Here is a 17263-nt window from a genome sequence, read left to right as displayed (position 1 = left end):
TTGCCGTACCACTTCACCCTCGACGACGTCGCCTTCCTGCGCTCCGGCGCGGGAAGCGCGGCGCTCGCCGAATGCTCGGCCCTCCCGCTGACCGACAAGACCCGTATCGCCGACGTCGCCGCCGTGCGCCGGATCGCCCCGGACCACGCGGCCGCGGTACTGGAAACGGTGGTGCTCCGGCGGAAGTCGTCGCCCAAACTGGACGCCGCGGGCTCGTGGCTCTTCACCGGCGACGCCCTCCAGCAGGCCAGCGCCACGCTGGTCGCCCGGCACCGGGCCGCGCGGCTCGCCGGTCGCGACGTCCACGACGTGACGTGTTCCGTCGGCGCGGACCTGATCGAGATCGCCCGCGTCGCCTCGAAGGCGCTCGGCTCGGATCTGGACGAGATCCGCCTGGAGATGGCGCGCCACAACGCTTCCGAAGCCGGGGTTTCGCCGGCGTTGCTCAGGGCCGACGCCTTGCGGCCGGTCAGCCGGGCATCGGTCGTCGTCGCCGATCCCGCCCGCCGTGACTCCGCCGGGCGCCGGGCGTGGAAGCCCGCCGATTTCCTGCCGCCGCTGGACGGACTGGTCGACGCCTATCCGGGACGCGAGCTTTCGGTCAAATGCGCGCCGGGCCTCGATTTCTCCATCGCGCCCTGGGCGGACGAGGTCGAACTGGTCTCTTTGGACGGCCAGGTCCGTGAGGCGTGCCTGTGGCGCGGAGTGGGCTCGACGGTGTCACGCCGGGCGACGGTGCTGCGTTCGGACGGTACACAGTGGACGGTCACCGACGCCGACCCCGACGAGATCCCCGCGTGTGAGCCGGGTGAATGGATCGTCGATCCCGACGGCGCGGTCGTCCGGGCCGGGCTCGTGCGGCATTACGCGGCGCGGCACGGTTTGTGGCAGCTCGACGAGCGTATCGCGTACCTGACGGGGGACACTCCTCCGCCGGGAATCCGGGCGTTCCGGGTATTCGAGCACGGACCGTACAGCGAGAAGAATCTTCGTGTATTACTGAAAAAACACGATATCGGTCGATTGGAGATCCTCGTCCGAGGTCTCGACATAGACCCGGATGCCTTGCGGCGCAAGCTGAAACCTCGCGGTGGTGAAGAAGCTACTTTGGTACTGACCAGAATCGGTCGTTCTGGAGTAGCGTTCCTTTGCCGCGCACAGCTGACGTGAGGAGCATTTCCATGAGCCGGTTCACCGGTCTGCTGAAACTGGCCGCCGCCGCGGCCGCCGGGGCCGTTCTCGCGGGCGGCGCCACCGCCGTCGCGAACACCGGCGACGCCACCGGGTGGCACGGTCGCGAGCCCGCCAACATCGGCCAGGTCAAGCTCGACGTGAAGGCCTACTACGGCGATGTCGTCGGCAGCGACGGCAAGCACCGGTACTCCGACGGCAGCCGGTTCGTCTCCGACACCCGGCGCCAGGTCGACGACGCCAAGCGCTACCTCACGCGGAGGCTGGACCGCGGCGTCGAGAACCCCGCCGTCGTGTTCGACGTCGACGACACCGCCGAGGTCACCTACGGCTGGGAAGCGGACAACGACTTCGGCTTCGACCCGGTGAAACAGCAGGAAGCGATCGACAAGGGCACGTTCGTCGCGAACAAGCCCGTACTGGAGCTGGCGAACTGGGCGGCGCAGCGCGGTGTGAAGATCTACTTCCTGACCGGGCGCAACGAGTTCCAAGGCCCGCAGTCGCTCAAGAACCTCGCGAACGAGGGCTACCCGGCGCCGGCGGGGGCGTTCTTCAAACCGAAGACCACCGCGCCGGACTATCTGCCGTGCGGGCTGACCTGCACCACCGTTCAGTACAAATCGGGCACGCGGAAGCATATCGCCTCGACCGGCGCGGCCATCCTCGCCAACTTCGGTGACCAGTTCAGCGACCTCGAAGGCGGTTACGCCGAGTTCCCGGTCAAACTGCCGAATCCGATGTACTACCTGCCTTGAGGGGAATATCCGCGCGGGCGGCGTCGCTGTGCCCGGTATGTCTGACAAGAAGGTGTTGAAGCCCAGCGCGGCCCACCCGATCACGGTGGAGCCGAACAAGGCGCGCGTGGTCGTCACGGTCGGCGGGAAGGTCGTGGCGGACAGCGCGAACGCGCTCACGCTGCGGGAGGCGAACTATCCGCCCGCGCACTACATCCCGCGTGCCGACGTCGACTTCGGCCTGCTGGAGCGGACGGACCACTCGACGTACTGCCCGTTCAAGGGCGACGCGTCGTACTACAGCGTCCGTACCGGTGACGGCGTCGCCGAGAACGCCGTCTGGACCTACGAAGCGCCGCACGACGCGGTCGCCGAGATCAAGGACCACGTGGCGTTCTACCCGACGAAGGTCGACGCGATCGAGGAGCGCTGACCGTCACGGGAGCTGGTTGATCCGGTCCCCGTCGGCCGCGAGCGAGGTGTCGGATTCGATCCGCCAGACCTCCAGCCCCGGTGCCTTGACCAGGGCGTCGACGAGGGCCTCCTCGCCCGCGACGAGGGTCGAATCGAAGTCGACTTCGGTGGCCACGCACCACGCGCGGTCGTCCGGCCAGAACAGGTTGGGCGACTGCGCCTCGAACCAGTTCGGCCGGGGCCGCCAGCCGAGTTCCGTCGCGGACGTCAACGGTCCGTGGAAGAGCAGGTAGTCCCGGCCGGGGTGGCGCAGTCGCGGCGCGTCCAGGTGCTCGCGGGACAACGTCGCCTCGTCGGCCCAGCCGTAGCCGTCCCAGAGGCCGAACCAGGCGTCCGAAGCGGACGTGTGGTCGCCGAGAACGGCCAGCAGCGCGGTGAGACTGTGCGACGGCAGTGTGCCGCGCCCCGGCGGTGAGCCGCGCCAGAGCGAGCCGGTGAGATTCACCGGATCCGGGGAGCCGACCAGCGCGTGCCACTGCATGGCGCCATGGGCACGCCGTCCCGTTTCGGCGGCGGCTTCGCTCCAGCTCGCCCAGCCACCACGGTCGCGCTCGGCGGGGTGGCAGAGGCGCGCGTAGGCCGCGTAACCACGCGGAACCGTGCGGCCTGCCGCGCCGAATGCCCCGCCGAGCCTGGGGGAGATCCACTCGGCGGGGGACGGGTCGAGCACCGGTCGCAGCACGGCGGCAAGTCTTCATCAAGATCATGTGAAGCGCATCTTGTCGGCGGGCGGGGGCATACTGCCGGACGTGGGTGTCCCGCTGCGTCGCCGTTCGGGCCGTTCGGTGTACCGCCAAAGCACGCCGGTCGCGGCCGTGGCCGGCGTGGTCGAGTGCGCCTGGACGGGACTGGTGGGCTGTCGTCGTCCGCTGCGGGTGTTCCCGGACGGCTGTGTGGACCTCGTCTGGGACGGGACGGTGCTCGCCGCGGTCACCACGGTGCGCGGGGTGCTGCGGCACGAGCTGCCGCCGGCGGAGTGGACCGCCGGGCTGCGCCTGCGGTGCGGCGTCGGCGGCGCGCTGCTGGGCCTGCCGATGACGGAGTTGGGAGCGGGTGCCACCCCGTTGCGCGACCTGTTGCCCGCTGGTGCTCGCCGCGCGGAGGCCAGGCTGGCCGAATGCGGAGCGCCTGGTGAGGCGCGATCGGTGCTGGAATCGCTGGTCGCCGAAAGGCTTCGGGACGTCGAGGTGGACGGGCTGTCTCTCGCGGCCGCTAGCGCGCTGCGTGCGCCCGGTGCTCGTACCGACCGGGTGGCCGCCGCGCTGGGTGTGAGCGAGCGCGGCCTTCGGCGGCATATGCGGCACGACGTCGGTGTCGGTCCCAAGGAGTTGCAGCGGGTGCTGCGGTTCCACCGGTTCCTCGAGCGCGTCGAGGCCGTGGCACGGGATCAGGCGTCGCTCGCTGACATCGCCGCCGACGTGGGCTACGCGGATCAGTCGCATCTCGGGCGCGAGTGTCGTCGGCTGTCGGCCGCGTCGCCGGGCGCGCTCGTGCGGTCCTGGACTGGCCGAAACGTTCCAGACTGGGCGGCCCGCCGGGGCGAAGATCGGGAGGTGCCCGAACCTTTCCGCGTCACCATCGACATCCGCACCGACGATCTCGACATCAACGGTCACGTACGCGGCCCGGCCTACTTGGCGTACGCCGACCACGCGCGCTGGGAGTGCGTCTGGGCGGCCGGCGTGGACCCGTTGGAGCTCAAGGCCGGGAACCTCGGCCCGGTCAACCTCGAAACGACGATCCGGTTCCGCCGGGAACTGCGTGCCCGCGCGCGGATCGACGTCCTGACCAGGTTCACCTGGGAGCCGGGCAAGGTGTCCCGGGTCGTCCAGGAATTCGTGACACCGGACGGCGCCGTCGTGGCCGAGGTGGAGAGCCTTTCCGGACTGCTGGATCTCGAAAGGCGACGGCTGGTCCCGGATCCGGGACGGCACTGGCGGAAATACGCTTCACGGCCGGAGATCCTCGGCTTGCCGTGACCCGGCCGCCTTTTCGTAGAGGCTGGTGGGCCATTTCGCCTCGGGCGGGTCGGCCACGTGCTCGAAACCCCTGCGCTCGTAGAGCCCGCGCAAGGCCGGATTGTCCCTCGTGGTCGCCACCCGGACGAAGGCCTTGTGGTGAACCGCGGCCTTCTCAGCGACCCAGTCGATGATCCTGTTCCCGAGTCCGGCTCCGGCCGCTTCCCGCGCCACCGCGAGGCGGCCCAGACAGTAGGCCGGTTCCGTCTTTCCGCCCCAGAGTCCGGGATCCGCCTCGGTCACCACACAGGTCGCGATCGGCTTGCCGTGCCTGACGACCAGCAACGCTCGCCCGCCTGGATCTGGTGGTGTACCGACTCCCGGGGAAAGCGTTGCGGCCACAGGTGGATTCCGCGTCCGGCGAGCCAGGCGGCGTCCTCCTCGCCCGGCCGGGCCGGACGGACGGTGAGTTCCGGGGTGAGCGGCTCGGAGCCGGTCAGGATCGGCATGCCCGCGCGGTGGTTGGATGTCCGTCGTGGTCGACGAGAACCTGGTACGGAAGCTGCTCGCGGCACAGTTCCCGCGGTGGGCCGGACGGACGGTCGAACGGTGGCCGTCCGGTGGCACGGTCAACGCCATGTTCCGGTTGGGCGACGACATGGTCGTACGGCTGCCACTGACCAAGGGCGGCGCGAAAGACGTGGCGCTGGAGCAGGAGTGGCTGCCGCGTATCGCGTCGCGGCTGCCCACGCCGATCCCCGAGGCGCTCGGCGCGGGGCTGCCCGCCGACGGCTACCCGTGGCCATGGTCGGTGTATCGCTGGCTGCCGGGCGAGAACCCGCGGCCGGACGCGCTCGGCCGGCCCGTACCGCTGGCCGAAGACCTGGCCGAGTTCGTGCTCGCGATGCGGCGTATACCCACCGCGCAGGCGCCGAAAGCACACCGCGGCGGACCGCTCACGACACTGGACGCGGAGACGCGATCGGCGATCGAACGCCTGCGTGCGATCCCTGAGGAGAACGTCGACTGCGACGCCGTCCTCGCTCTCTGGGAGAACGCTCTGGGGATGCCCGAGCCATCGGCGGCGCCGGTGTGGCTGCACGCGGACCTGATGCCGGGCAACCTCCTGCTGGACGGCGACCGGCTCTCCGCGGTGATCGATTTCGGCTGCATGGGCGCGGGCGATCCGGCCTGCGACCTCTTCCCGGCGTGGAACCTCTTGCCCTCTTCCGGGAGGGAAGTCTTCCGGGAGGCACTGAGCGTCGACGACGCGACCTGGAACCGCGGCCGCGCGCGGACGCTCTCGCAGGCACTGATCGCGCTGCCGTACTACCGGAAGACCAACGAGGCGATGGCGGGAAACGCGCGGCACGTGATCCAGGCGGTGCTGGACGAAATGAGTTGATCACCGGTTTACGGTGCGAGTATGACGAGGACACTCAGGCTGGCCGAGGTCACAGCCGCCAACTTCGACGCCGCGATCGAACTGAAGGTCCAACCGGAGCAAAGCCATTTGGTCGCGCCGGTGGTGAAGTCCCTCGCCGAGGCCTACGTGCATCCCGGCATCGCTTGGCCCCGTCTCATCTTCGACGGTGACCGGCTGGTCGGTTTCCTCATGGCCTTCCTGGACATCGACTTCGCCGGCGACGGCACGGGTACGGACATCCGCTCGGGCCTCTGGCGGCTCAACATCGCGGCGGGCGAACAGGGCCGGGGCTACGGTCGTTTCGCGGTCGACGCCGTGGCCGCCGAGATCCGCCGCCGGGGCGGTGACCACCTCACCGCTTGCTGGCACCCCGGCGACGACGGGCCCGAGCGCTTCTATCTGAAGCTCGGGTTCCGGTTGACCGGGGAGATGAGCGGGGACCAGGTGGTCGGTGAGTTGGCGTTGGATCAGGGATTTCCGCCTGGTGTCACGGGTTTGGATGGGGGCAGGTGAGGTGAAGGGGACTTTCCTCGCCCACGCCGGGGTTTCCGATGGGTGGCGGGGCGCTGTGGCTGAGGTAGGGGCGCGCGGTCGTGTCGCTAAAGAAGCTTCGCAACGTGGCGAAGGCGGGGCAGTCGCCTTGGGGGTGGGATATCGAGGGCAGGGCAAGGTGTGAACAAGCCCCTGTCTTGTAGGCATTCCGCGCTGGCCTCAAGGGCTGAGAGCCTTCGTGGGTGGGCTGGGCGGCGGGTCGGCCGTGCCCTCTGTGTCCACACTGGACACTCTGGTCGCCAGATGCCTGATTGGCGCCGCTGGGCATGCTTCTTTCTGGGGTCGTGAGTGATAAAGAGCGTTAGAACGCTCTTTATCACTCACGACGCCTTGCGAAGTGTCAAATCGGTGCTTTGACTCGGGACCACGTCTCACGTGGACAGTCAGAGATCTGGTAGGTCTCTGTGTCCGGTGTGCGACCGGGCCCGATCGGGTCGGCTTATGTCCTGAGGTGCATGGTGTTCCGCCTTGGTGTTCCGGTGGGGTCGAGGTAGGTGGGTGGGGTGAACTCCGGCAGGCCGTCTTGGGCGATCTGGACTTTCCATTCGCTGTGGTGGATCAACCGGTGGTGCTTCGTGCACAGCAGGACGAGGTTGTCGATTTTCGTTTCGCCGTGGTGGCGCCAGAAGACGATGTGGTGGGCGGTGCAGCGGGGTACGGGCATGTCGCAGCCCGGGAACGAACACCCACCATCGCGGAGGGTGAGTGCGTATTTCTGGGCGAGGGATACGGTGCGTTTGGAGCGTCCGATGTCGAGGGGTTCGCCTGCGGTGCCGAGGACGCCGGGTCGGACGCGGGCGTCGCAGGCGAGGATGCGGGCGTCAGTGGCGCTGATCGGGCCGACCAAATCGAGGTGCGCTTCGCCGATGTCCCGGATGAGGTCGTCGTAGGACATGGTGACCAGGATGTGAGTCGCCTCGCCCGCCTGGCCGGGAAGGTTGCGGCTGGTGGTCTTCAACCGCACGTAGTCGGTGAAAGCATCCCCGTAGCGTTCGTCCTGGCTGCGGGAATCCCGCACCCCGTCGATGGCCTTGTGAGGTTTGGCCATCGGATCGAGGTCGGACTTCAGGCGGGCGTAGGTTTCGAGGTCGAGTCTGGCTTTGAGGCCGAGGGTGCCGTCGCGGTGTTTGACGAACCGCAGCTCCGGGCGGGTGTCTTTGGGGTCCTCGTTGCGGGGTTCTTTCCCGTCGGGGTCGAGCTTGTCCAGCAGGCGGCGCCCGGCGCGGGCGATCTGCCGGGGCCCGGCGCGGCGGGCGAGGTCGACGAGGATCTTCTCCCCCGCACGCACGTCTTCTTCGGGGACGGAGGAGGGGATGCGTGCCAGGGTGCGGATGATGGCGTCGATCTGACTGCCGCCGATCGCGCCCTCGGCGGCAGCTTCGGCCGTCAACGGCGCCAGGGGTGGTTCGGGGTCTCCGCCGATGAACGGGCCGGGATACAAAGCGAGGACCCGGTCGGCGCGGGCGTCGGCTTCCTTGTCGGTCACGAGGAAGTCCTCGAATATCAGGGCCGACAACGTCGAATGACCACTACACCCGCGAATCCCACGGGAATTGATTTCAGCCAGGATCGCGTTCTGCTCTGCGTCTATCTGACGTTTTTGGATCTCAAGTTCCTGTTTACGGGCATGTAGCGTCGCGGTATCGACGCGCCACCACTCGGTGGACGTCCTCGGGGATGTATCGTCGCTGGCCACGACACCGACATTACCCCGAATCGAACACCTGCGCTAGTCCAAACGGCCTAGCGGAGAAAATTGCCGAAAAATGGCAGCCGCGAAGGGGGTTTAAAGCAGCGAAGCGCCTTAACGGTGCGAAGAGGCTTAGCTCGCCGAGTGTCTTTTCGGTTAAGCGAAAGAGGCAAGGTAGGTGCGCATCGGCCCGGTCCCGTGCTAACGTCGTCGTCGAGCCCCGTATGGGCCTACGCATGGAGGTAGCGGCTACTCGGCCACCAGAGATCGGCACACACCGTCTCTCGTTTTCAGTCATCCCCGCGTCGTGGGATGACGCCTCCATGCGATGCGCCCGAAAATCGGGTGCGTCCAGGCTTGTGTGCGCTCTTCCGGTGGCGGTTCCGCGCCCTCCTGTCGACACATCGACGGGAAAGGATCGCATTGACCGGCTTCAACGACCAGGTGATCGAAGAATTCAGGCGGAGCAAGGGAAAGCTCGGCGGCATGTTCGAGGGGTGGCAGATGATCCTGCTCACCACCATCGGTGCCAAGAGTGGTGAGCGGCGGACGAATCCGCTGGGATATCTCGAAATCGACGGCAAGATCGTCGTCGTCGCTTCGAACATGGGGGCGCCGGCGCATCCGGGCTGGTATCACAACATCCGGCGTGACCATCGGGTCACGATCGAGACGGGGACCGAGACCTACGAGGCCGTCGCGGCAGTTCCGCCCGCGGCGGAGGGTGACGCGCTGTTCGCGAAGATCGTCGCCGTGGAGCCGGGTTTCGCCGAGTACCAGGCGAAAACGACGCGCGTGCTGCCGGTCGTGATCCTGTACCGGATCGACGACCGGGTGCGGGGGTTGGGGGACTTCCTGGTGGAGGTCCACGACTGGCTGCGGGAGGAGCTCAAGACGCTGCGCGCCGGGGTGGACGACATCGTGGCCGGGCGCGCGGACGCGCTCTTCATGGAGAAGTCCCTGCGGGCGCACTGTGTTTCGTTCTGCGAGGCGTTGACCAAACATCATACCGGCGAGGACATGGGAGCGTTTCCCATGCTGGCGCAACGGTTCCCGGCGCTCGCGCCGGTGTTGACCGAGCTCGGGGAGGACCATGTCGCCGTCGCGGACCTGCAGAAGCGGATCCGGAAGCTCGTCGAGGGGTACGTCCACGGTGAGAGTGACCCCGTTCGCTTGCGCGAGGAGTTCGACGCGCTCGCGGGGACGCTCGAAGCACATTTCGCCCACGAAGAGCGGACGCTCGTGGCGGCGCTCAACGTGACGGCACCCGGCTGATCGATGCGGACGCCCTGGGGTTCCGGCCCCGGGGCGTGTATCGTGGCGGATGGCGGCGCCTTCACAGCGCGACGCCGATCCGGCACGAGGCGGGTGGAATTCGCCCCCGGCCTCGCCGAAGACCGCGAATCCGCGGTCCCTTCGAAAGGGTTTCACCGTCAAAACTCACAGCACCGACAGTGCGCTGTTCAGCCACCCGCTCGACACCCAGGTCGAGCGTCACGATCCCGCGACCCCTCAAGGTGAGCGATACCGGGATCTTTTTCGCGAACCCTCTTATCCCGCACCGGAACCTTCGGCCGACGCCGTTCGTTGACCGGAGCAGACCAACGTTTTGGGTGTCGTGTTGTCCAAGCACGCTCGCGCAGAATTCGTCGCGGGCTTCGCGTTCCGTGCGTCGCGCCGTGACATCGGCTGACACCGCCGATACCAGTCCTGGCCATCGACAAGAAGCGACGATATGACTTCAGTTCTAAGACACCCGGACAGCGAAGAACGGCAGGCGCCACAGCCCCTGCTGTCCGGGGAGCAGACCACCACCGAAAACTTTCTCGTCAAGCTGTTCGCGGTGGTGCCCCTGCTGGCGCTCGCCGCCTCCGTCCCCTTCGCGTGGGGCTGGGGCCTCGGCTGGGTGGACCTCGGCCTGGCCGCCGGGTTCTACTTCCTCACCGGTCTCGGCGTGACCATCGGTTTCCACCGCTACTTCACCCACGGCGCCTTCAAGGCCAACCGCGGCCTGCGGATCGCCCTCGCGGTCGCCGGCAGCATGGCCATGCAGGGCCCGGTCATCGGCTGGGTCGCCGACCATCGGCGCCATCACGCCTTCGCCGACCGCGAGGGCGACCCCCACTCCCCGTGGCGGTTCGGCACCACCCCTGCCGCGCTGGCCCGCGGCTTCTGGCACGCCCACATGGGGTGGCTTTTCGAGCGCGAGAAGACCAACGCGCAACGGTTCGCCCCCGATCTGCTCGCCGACCGTGACATCGCCCGGATCGATCGCCTGTTCCCGCTGCTCACCGTCGTCACGCTGCTCGCGCCCGCCGTCCTCGGCGGCGTGATCACGATGTCGTGGTGGGGCGCGGTCACCGCCTTCTTCTGGGCGAGCCTGGTCCGCGTGGCGCTGCTGCATCACGTCACCTGGTCGGTGAACTCGCTCTGTCACATGATCGGCGACCGCCCGTTCGCCGCCCGCGACAAATCCGCGAACTTCTGGCCGCTCGCGATCGCCTCGATGGGCGAGTCCTGGCACAACTCCCACCACGCCGACCCCACCGGCGCCCGGCACGGCGTCCGCCGTGGCCAGCTCGACATCTCGGCGCGGCTGATCTGGCTGTTCGAGAAGGCGGGCTGGGCGACGGACGTCCGCTGGCCCAAGGCCGATCGCCTCGGCCGCAAGCTCAACCCAGGCCACTCCCTGTCACTGGGCCGGAGCGCAAGCCGGGTCTGAGCCCGTCAGCGAACCGCGCCCGCGATGGCGCCGATCAGTTCCGGTCCGTCGGACAACGCCGGATCGTTGTGATCGGCGCCGGGGACCTCGATCACCTCGGCGCCGGCCGCCCGCGCCACGGCGCGGCTCTGCTCGGCCGGGACGATCGAGTCCGCGGCGCCGTACACGACGGTCACCGGTGCCTTCACCCGCGCGACGTTGTCCCTCGTCGGGAACTCGTCCCGCAGGAGCCAGCGGACCGGCAGGAACGGATAGTGCCGCTGTCCGACCGACGCGAGGTCGGCGAACGGCGAACGCAACACGAGTGCGGACGGCGGCCGCTCGACGGCCAGTTCGGTGACGACCGCGGAGCCGAGGCTCTCGCCGAAGTAGATCAGCGGCGTCCCGGCCTCGCGTACCAGGAAGTCCTGCGCGGCACGGACGTCCAGCGCGAGGCCGTCCTCGGACGGCTCTCCGGGATTGCCTCCGTATCCGCGATAGTCCAAGAGCAGCACCGAGAGCCCGCGCGCGGTCAGCGCGCGGGCCATCGGCACGCGGTACGACCGGTTCCCGGCGTTGCCCGGCGCGACCAGCACGGCCGCCTTCGCGCCGGTGACCGGGAAGTACCAGCTCGCCAGGCCCAGCCCGTCGGCGGTGGTGAGCGTGACGTCCCTGCCGCCGGGCAGGACGTCGGCGGCACCGGCGAGCGGACCTGCCTCGGGGAGGTAGATCAGCTTGCGCTGGAAGGCGAACGCGCCACCGAAGACCACACCGACGATGGTGACGGCCACCGCCAGCGTGATCAACACCCTCTTGCGCATGCTCAGGCCTTCGCCGGGGGAAGGCCGAACCGCGCGAACAGGTCCGCGTCGAGGAACGAGGTGATCTCGCGGATCCGGTCTTCGCGCAGGGAAAGCACGTTGATGGACCAGGCGCGATGGACGGCGTCGGCCGATTCGCCCAGGTAGCAGGCGACGGCGGGCTGCCCGTTGGCGGTGAGGACCTCGGTGCGCCAGCTCGGGCACCGGCCCAGCGGGACCGCGACGGCGAAGCCGGTCACGGCCTCGATGCCGCTGTACCAGCGCATGAGCGGGGGCATGGACCAGGTGACGTCCTTGGTCAGCAACGCCACGAGCGCGTCGGCGTCGCCACGTTCCAGCGCGGACGCGAAGTCCGCCGCGATCTCGCGTGTCCGGGTGTCTTCGAGCTTCCGCTGCCCCTCGGGCGCCGGGACCTTCTCGGCCACGATCGCCCGCGCGCGTTGCAGCGCGCTGTTCACCGCCGCGACCGAAGTGTCCATTGTGGACGCGATTTCGGCGGCGGAGAAACCGAGCACGTCGAAGAGCACCAGCGCGGCCCGCTGGTTGCCAGGCAGGTGCTGCAGCGCGGCGACGAAGGCCAGCTCGACGGCCTCGCGCCGCTCGTACCTGGCGTCCGGCGCGTCGGGGTACGGGCCGAGCCACGCCACCTCGGTCGCCGGGGCGTCTTCGAACACGACTCGCTCGCTCGACGGGCCCAGGTCCATCGGCAAGGCCCGGTTGCCGCGGGCGGCCGCGATGTCCAGGCAGGTGCGGGTGACGATGGTGTAGAGCCAGGTGCGCATCGAGCTGCGGCCCTCGAACCGGTCCATCCCCCGCCAAGCTCGCAGGAGCGCGTCCTGCAGCGCGTCGTCGGCGTCGTGGGCCGAGCCGAGCAGGCGGTAGCAGTGGGCGTGCAGCTCGCGGCGCAACGGCTCGACCAGGCGATCGAACGCCGCGTCGTCGGTGCGCACGACGGCTACTTGGCGCGAAGCGCGGTGACGGCAGGGCTGAACATCGTCGTCTTGATCGCGGACAGCGTGCCGCGATCCTTGCCTGCCAGCGGGCGGACGAGGTCGGTCGCGTACTCCAGCAGCGCGGGCTTCTCGGCGACGGCGTCGACGAGCCCCAGATCACGCGCGTCCGTCCCGCCGAACCGCCGCCCCGTGGTCATCGACGCGATCGCGGCGGCGGGAGTGAGCTTGCCCTGGATCAGCGCCGCCATCCCCGGCGTGAACGGGATGTTGATATCCGCTTCGGGGAAGCAGAAGTACCCGCGGTCGGCGCGCATCACCCGGAAGTCGTGCGCCATCGCCAGCATGGCCCCGGCGCCGAACGCGTGCCCGTTGATCGCGGCGACCGTGTGCACGCCGAGGGTGAGCACGCGGGCCAGCAGTTCGTGGACGTCGGCGACGTACTGCGCGGCCTGTGCGGGGTTGCTGGTGAGCCATTCGAGGTCGAGGCCGTTCGAGTAGAACTTCCCGGAGCCGACGGTGACCAGCACGGCCGGATCCGGATAGGCGACGACGGTGTCCAGCTGGGAATGGACGGTTTCCAGCCAGGAGGGCGAGAAGCGGTTCTCGTCGTCTCCGAGGTCCAGCAGGAACACCGGGGCGTCTTGGCGCAGGGTGGGCATGTCAGTCCTTTCGCGGGGGTGGGAGCAGGAGTATGGCGCGGACCGCGGCGGTGAGCCGGGTGCGGGAGTCTTCGGAGATCGGCTCGCCCGCGGCGAACGCGCGGCGGAACAGGGCTGTCGGCAGATCGACCACGCAGGTGGTCAGCACCTCGACGGCCTGCGCGTCCCGCCGGTCCCAGAGCCGCTCGGCGAGCCGGACCAGGAGCGCGATCAGGCGTTTGTCGAGTGCGAGGAGTTCGCCCGCGAGGTCGTCGGGGACCTGCGGGCCGAGTACGTCTTCCTTCTTGACGGTGATGAGCAGGCGGGCCGCCTCCGGCCTGCGGTCGGCGAACGCGGCCGGTGTGCCCGCCGCGGCCGTGACCGCCTCGACCGGGTCTTCCGCTTGATCCGCCAGCTCGGTCTGGAGGTCGAGGAACTCGCCCGCCGCACGGAGCCAGACGCGGGCCAGCAAGGCGCCGAGTGAGCCGAAGGCGTGGTAGATCGTGCCGTTGGACACTCCCGCGGCGGCCGCGAGGGACCGGACGGTGACGCCGTGGGCGCCCGTCTCGACGACGAGGCGTTCGGCCGCGTCGAGCAGCCTGTCCAGGTCGTGCACGCGGGGCCGGGGCATGGGGCGACAGTAACAGAGCACTTGCTCTAAAACAATAAGAGAGCGATTGCTCCAAAACGCGTCAGGCGAAGAAGTCCGCCAATACCTTCGCGAACACCTTCGGATCGGCGACGTGGCTCTGCCCCGCCACGATCCGCCTTGTCGCGTCCGGGAGCGCGGCGGCGACGGCGTCCGCGGCCGCTTCGAGGACGAGCGCGCCGCCGGACGACGCCCCGAACACCGACGCGGAGCCGCCGGCGGCCGTGATGAGCGCGTCGAGGTCTTCGAACTCCCGGTGCACCGAGTACGGCGGGGTGTCGCCGCTTTCGCCTCGCCCTTGCCTCGCGTAGTCGAGCACGGTGAACCGCCCGGCCAGTTCCGGGACGAGTGGAGCGTTCTCGGAGCCGTCGTCGAGGCCGCCGCCGACCAGGATGACGGCGGGCCCGGAGCCTGCCCGTTCGCAGGCGATCGGTGTGCCGTCCCGGGATGTGACATGGGTCACGGCGCCTCCGTCGCCAGGTTGTCACATCCGGCGAGCGGCGGGGGTCAACCCGGCGAACCATCGAGAACCCGAGGAGAAACCGAAATGACCACCGCCTATGTCATCGTCACCGTCGTCGGAGCCATCATGGCCGCCTTCTCGGCCGCCTCGATCTTCTTCCGCGCCAAGTGGGTCGTACAGCCGCTGGCCGACTACGGCGTTCCCCGCGGCTGGTGGACGCCGCTCGGCGTCGCCAAGGCGGCGGGCGCGCTCGGCCTGATCGCCGGCCTGTGGGTGCCCGTGCTCGGCGTCGCGGCCGGGATCGGCCTGGTGCTCTACTTCACCGGCGCCGTGATCACCGTGCTCCGCGCGCACTGGCCGTCGCACGCCGCGTTCCCGCTGATGTACCTGGCGCCCGTCGCAGCCTCGTTGGTGCTCGGATTCGTCGCTTGAGCACGCCGCCGCCCGGAAAGTGTCAGACGCTGCGCAGGACCGACACCACGACGCCGAGCACGCTCGCGCGGTCCCCGTCGATGACGTCGTAGGCGGGGTTGCGCGGTTCGAGGTACACGTGGCCGTCGCGGCGGCGGTAGACCTTGACCGTGGCCTCTTCGTCGATCATCGCGGCGACGATCTGGCCGGAGTGCGCCTCCTGCTGCTGCTTCACCACGACGATGTCGCCGTCGCAGATCGCCGCGTCGATCATCGAGTCACCGCGCACCCGCAGCCCGAAGACGTTGCCGCGCCCGGTGAGTTCACGCGGCAGGGTCATCACGTCGTCGACGTGCTCGACGGCCGAGATCGGCGTTCCCGCGGCGATGTCACCGACGACGGGCACCGGCACGGAGTCCTCTGTGGACGCTTTCGACGTGGTGCCGTGCAGGAAGGCGCGGACGTCGATGGGGCGGGAGATCGAGCTGCTGCGGCGGAGGAAGCCCTTCTCCTCCAAGGCCGCGAGGTGCTTCGACACCGAGGACGTCGAGCGGAGCCCGACCGCTTCACCGATCTCGCGTGTGCTCGGCGAGTATCCGTACTCCATCACCCATTCGCGGATGGTCAGCAGGATCTTCTGTTGCCGTTCCGGCAGGGAAGCGGCTTCCTCGAACAGCTCAAGATCTTGGTAGGCGGTCATCAGCGGAATGGTAGTTCGTGCAGGCCGCCGCGATCGCCGCGGTGTCCCAGTAGAACGGCCGCACCTCGGTGATGCGCCCGTCCTCGACGGTGATCGTCTGCAGGATCGGGAAGCCCAGCTCGCGGCCGGTGGCCCTGGCACGGGCGTGCACGTGGGTCAGGACGACCAGCGGGCTGGTCTCGCTCAGGAAGCTCTGCTCCACCATGTCGAAGACGTCCCAGGTGTCGCTCATCGCGGCGAAGAACCGCTCCATTCCCTCATGGCCGCGCCAGATTCCGCCGTAGGGCAGGGAATCCGCCTGGTGCAGCACCACTGCGGGGGAGAAGAACGGGGCGAGCGGCGCGAAGGCGGCCTCGCCGGGGCCGCCCGCGGTGAGGTACTCGGCTTCCGCCGCGTACATGCCCTTGAGTACGGACAGGGCGTCTGTTGTCGTTGTCACGACGACCACTGTGGTGCGCCGCGTCGCCGATCGCTGGCGGTTATCCGTCGTGGAGATCGGCCGGATGGCGGCGCGGGCGAGCCGAAAGTCCGATCCCGCGGACGGTTCCGCGAGGTTGACTCGATCGTATGAACACGAAGATCACCGCGGCGGTCCTCGCCGCCGCGACGGCCACGGTCGCCCTGTCCGGATGCGGTCTCAAGGAAGGGCTGACCGAAAAGGCGAACGGGCACGTCAAGACGGTCGGCTACGCGACCGGCGCGGAGGGCAAGCGGAACGAGGACGCCCGCCTGCCGGAGTGGGTGCCGGACGGGGCGACGTCGGTCACCGAAGTCATCCGGACCACGGGTTCGGAGCGGCTCCTGAGGTTCACCGGTGGGACTCTGCCCGCCGTCTGCGTGCCGGGGGCGGCCGCGACACAGCCTGCCACCCTCGCCGCCCAGTGGTGGCCGCAGGGACAGGAAAGCCGGACCGACAAGGTCTGCGGTGAATGGCACGTGCTGGTCCAAGGCACCGACGTGTACGCGTTCAAACCGGAAACGCTGGTGAGCAAGAGGTCTTGAGTCATTCCTCGGACGCGAGCGCGTCGGCGCAGGCGGCGAGGTCGTGGAGCAGCCGGTCCCGCTCGTCCGCCGAAAACGGCGTGAGCATCCGGTCTTGGACCGTGCGCACGACGCCGCTGGCGGCGCGGAGCCGTTCGCGTCCGGCGGGGGTGAGCGTGCTGGGCAGGGCGCGGCCCTGAGGCGCCGTCGTCGGGCGGGTGATGAGCCCGCGGTCCTGCAATCCGCGCAGGACCAGGTTCATCGACTGCCGGGTGACGAACACGGCCCTGGCCAGTTCCGCGTTGGACAGCCCCGGCCGCTGCGAGAGCACTTCGAGGCAGGAGTACTGCGGCACGGTCAGGTCGAGGGGGCGCAACGCGGTGTCCATCGCCGTCCGGAGCGCCGTCGCCGCTCGTTTCAGCATGTACCCCACCGCTTGGTCCAGAGGCCCGACCTGCTCACCTTGACTCATGTCAGCATCATGACATACGTTGGCTATGTCAACACACTGACATGGAGGACGACATGACCGTGACCGGACCCGATTTCTTCTCACTGCAGGTGCGCGACCTCGACCGTGCCGCCGCGTTCTACGAGACCCACCTCGGGCTGAGCAGGCTGCCCGTCGCACCGCCGCACGCGGTGGTGTTCGGCACGAAGACGATCCCGTTCGCGGTGCGGGAACCCGTGCCGGGCACGGATCTCGACGCCATCTCCCCGCGGCCGGGATCAGGGGTGGCGATGTGGCTGCACGCCGACGACGCGCAAGGCCTGCACGACCGGCTGGCCGACGCCGGCGTCACCATCCTCACGGAGCCGTTCGACGGGCCGTTCGGCCGCACGTTCGCCTTCGCGGACCCGGACGGCTACGCGATCACCGTGCACGACAAGGCCTGAGCCCGCCTGCCGGAGCAGCGTGAG

The 17263-nt window shown here is 69.0% G+C and carries 22 protein-coding genes and 1 pseudogene; 12 read left to right on the top strand and 11 right to left on the bottom strand.

Features of this window, described 5'->3' with window-relative positions:
- From AC0685_RS29650 to AC0685_RS29640, 3 genes are read left to right on the top strand one after another with little or no spacing between them, the layout of a single operon-like run.
- Positions 1–1170 (top strand): class I SAM-dependent methyltransferase, encoded by a 1170-nt coding sequence (locus AC0685_RS29650; protein ID WP_478228517.1) that lies wholly within the window; start codon positions 1–3, stop codon positions 1168–1170.
- 11 nt (positions 1171–1181) lie between these two features.
- Positions 1182–1946, top strand: coding sequence for an HAD family acid phosphatase (locus AC0685_RS29645; RefSeq protein ID WP_478228516.1), 765 nt, complete (start codon positions 1182–1184; stop codon positions 1944–1946).
- A gap of 37 nt (positions 1947–1983) precedes the next feature.
- Entirely contained in the window at positions 1984–2358 is a 375-nt protein-coding gene (locus tag AC0685_RS29640; RefSeq protein WP_478228515.1) for a DUF427 domain-containing protein, read from the top strand.
- Between the two features lie 3 nt (positions 2359–2361).
- Here the strand turns inward: AC0685_RS29640 and AC0685_RS29635 are convergent, their stop codons facing one another.
- Complete coding sequence (locus tag AC0685_RS29635; RefSeq protein WP_478228514.1) at positions 2362–3081, bottom strand: hypothetical protein; 720 nt, start codon at positions 3079–3081, stop codon at positions 2362–2364.
- Between AC0685_RS29635 and AC0685_RS29630 the strand changes: the two are divergent.
- A pseudogene (locus tag AC0685_RS29630) lies at positions 2999–3883 on the top strand (helix-turn-helix domain-containing protein); the annotation flags it as partial. The gene AC0685_RS29635 and the pseudogene AC0685_RS29630 sit on opposite strands and share 83 nt — an antisense overlap.
- A gap of 69 nt (positions 3884–3952) precedes the next feature.
- Entirely contained in the window at positions 3953–4378 is a 426-nt protein-coding gene (locus AC0685_RS29625) for an acyl-CoA thioesterase (protein ID WP_478228578.1), read from the top strand.
- Here the strand turns inward: AC0685_RS29625 and AC0685_RS29620 are convergent.
- Positions 4349–4702, bottom strand: a complete 354-nt coding sequence (locus AC0685_RS29620) for a GNAT family N-acetyltransferase (RefSeq protein WP_478228513.1) — start codon at positions 4700–4702, stop codon at positions 4349–4351. The two genes, AC0685_RS29625 and AC0685_RS29620, sit on opposite strands and share 30 nt — an antisense overlap.
- A 181-nt stretch (positions 4703–4883) precedes the next feature.
- Between AC0685_RS29620 and AC0685_RS29615 the strand changes: the two genes are divergently transcribed.
- A complete protein-coding gene (locus tag AC0685_RS29615; RefSeq protein ID WP_478228512.1) occupies positions 4884–5762 on the top strand; it encodes an aminoglycoside phosphotransferase family protein in 879 nt (292 codons plus the stop codon).
- A gap of 21 nt (positions 5763–5783) precedes the next feature.
- Complete coding sequence (locus tag AC0685_RS29610) at positions 5784–6296, top strand: GNAT family N-acetyltransferase (RefSeq protein ID WP_478228511.1); 513 nt, start codon at positions 5784–5786, stop codon at positions 6294–6296.
- Positions 6297–6774: 478 nt separating this feature from the next.
- Here the strand turns inward: AC0685_RS29610 and AC0685_RS29605 are convergent, their stop codons facing one another.
- A complete protein-coding gene (locus AC0685_RS29605) occupies positions 6775–8031 on the bottom strand; it encodes an HNH endonuclease signature motif containing protein (protein ID WP_478228510.1) in 1257 nt (418 codons plus the stop codon).
- Positions 8032–8448: 417 nt separating this feature from the next.
- Here AC0685_RS29605 and AC0685_RS29600 point away from each other — a divergent pair, with 417 nt between their 5' ends.
- Entirely contained in the window at positions 8449–9300 is an 852-nt protein-coding gene (locus AC0685_RS29600) for a nitroreductase/quinone reductase family protein (protein ID WP_478228509.1), read from the top strand.
- Between the two features lie 460 nt (positions 9301–9760).
- Entirely contained in the window at positions 9761–10747 is a 987-nt protein-coding gene (locus tag AC0685_RS29595; protein ID WP_478228508.1) for an acyl-CoA desaturase, read from the top strand.
- Positions 10748–10752: 5 nt separating this feature from the next.
- On the opposite strand, the gene AC0685_RS29590 is transcribed toward AC0685_RS29595, so the two are convergent.
- The 5 genes from AC0685_RS29590 to AC0685_RS29570 all read right to left on the bottom strand — a co-directional run bounded on the left by AC0685_RS29590 (position 10753) and on the right by AC0685_RS29570 (position 14250).
- On the bottom strand, positions 10753–11547 hold the full coding sequence (locus AC0685_RS29590) for an alpha/beta hydrolase (protein WP_478228507.1): 795 nt from the start codon (positions 11545–11547) through the stop codon (positions 10753–10755).
- Positions 11548–11549: 2 nt separating this feature from the next.
- Complete coding sequence (locus AC0685_RS29585; protein WP_478228506.1) at positions 11550–12497, bottom strand: sigma-70 family RNA polymerase sigma factor; 948 nt, start codon at positions 12495–12497, stop codon at positions 11550–11552.
- Positions 12498–12502: 5 nt separating this feature from the next.
- Complete coding sequence (locus AC0685_RS29580) at positions 12503–13159, bottom strand: enoyl-CoA hydratase-related protein (protein WP_219149199.1); 657 nt, start codon at positions 13157–13159, stop codon at positions 12503–12505.
- Position 13160: 1 nt separating this feature from the next.
- Entirely contained in the window at positions 13161–13769 is a 609-nt protein-coding gene (locus AC0685_RS29575) for a TetR/AcrR family transcriptional regulator (RefSeq protein ID WP_478228505.1), read from the bottom strand.
- A gap of 61 nt (positions 13770–13830) precedes the next feature.
- A complete protein-coding gene (locus tag AC0685_RS29570) occupies positions 13831–14250 on the bottom strand; it encodes an alpha/beta fold hydrolase (protein WP_478228504.1) in 420 nt (139 codons plus the stop codon).
- Positions 14251–14334: 84 nt separating this feature from the next.
- Between AC0685_RS29570 and AC0685_RS29565 the strand changes: the two genes are divergently transcribed.
- A complete protein-coding gene (locus AC0685_RS29565) occupies positions 14335–14682 on the top strand; it encodes a DoxX family protein (protein WP_478228503.1) in 348 nt (115 codons plus the stop codon).
- 22 nt (positions 14683–14704) lie between these two features.
- Here AC0685_RS29565 and lexA read toward each other — a convergent pair whose 3' ends face one another.
- Positions 14705–15361 carry a transcriptional repressor LexA gene (lexA, locus tag AC0685_RS29560; protein WP_340683553.1) on the bottom strand — a complete coding sequence of 219 codons (657 nt, stop codon included), beginning with the start codon at positions 15359–15361 and terminating at the stop codon, positions 14705–14707.
- Complete coding sequence (locus tag AC0685_RS29555; protein WP_478228502.1) at positions 15339–15800, bottom strand: nuclear transport factor 2 family protein; 462 nt, start codon at positions 15798–15800, stop codon at positions 15339–15341. Before AC0685_RS29555 ends, lexA begins: the two co-directional genes overlap by 23 nt.
- Positions 15801–15928: 128 nt before the next feature.
- Between AC0685_RS29555 and AC0685_RS29550 the strand changes: the two genes are divergently transcribed.
- The gene (locus AC0685_RS29550) at positions 15929–16363 is read left to right on the top strand and encodes a hypothetical protein (protein ID WP_478228501.1); all 435 of its coding nucleotides are present in this window, start codon (positions 15929–15931) and stop codon (positions 16361–16363) included.
- Between the two features lies 1 nt (position 16364).
- On the opposite strand, the gene AC0685_RS29545 is transcribed toward AC0685_RS29550, so the two are convergent.
- The gene (locus AC0685_RS29545; protein ID WP_478228500.1) at positions 16365–16814 is read right to left on the bottom strand and encodes a MarR family winged helix-turn-helix transcriptional regulator; all 450 of its coding nucleotides are present in this window, start codon (positions 16812–16814) and stop codon (positions 16365–16367) included.
- A 53-nt stretch (positions 16815–16867) separates the two neighbouring features.
- Here AC0685_RS29545 and AC0685_RS29540 point away from each other — a divergent pair, with 53 nt between their 5' ends.
- Positions 16868–17239: a VOC family protein gene (locus AC0685_RS29540; protein ID WP_340683549.1), complete on the top strand. Its 372-nt coding sequence runs from the start codon at positions 16868–16870 to the stop codon at positions 17237–17239.
- Positions 17240–17263: the final 24 nt, after the last annotated feature.

Source organism: Amycolatopsis sp. NPDC043889 (assembly GCF_056435645.1).
This window is presented reverse-complemented; position numbering and strand designations above follow the sequence as displayed.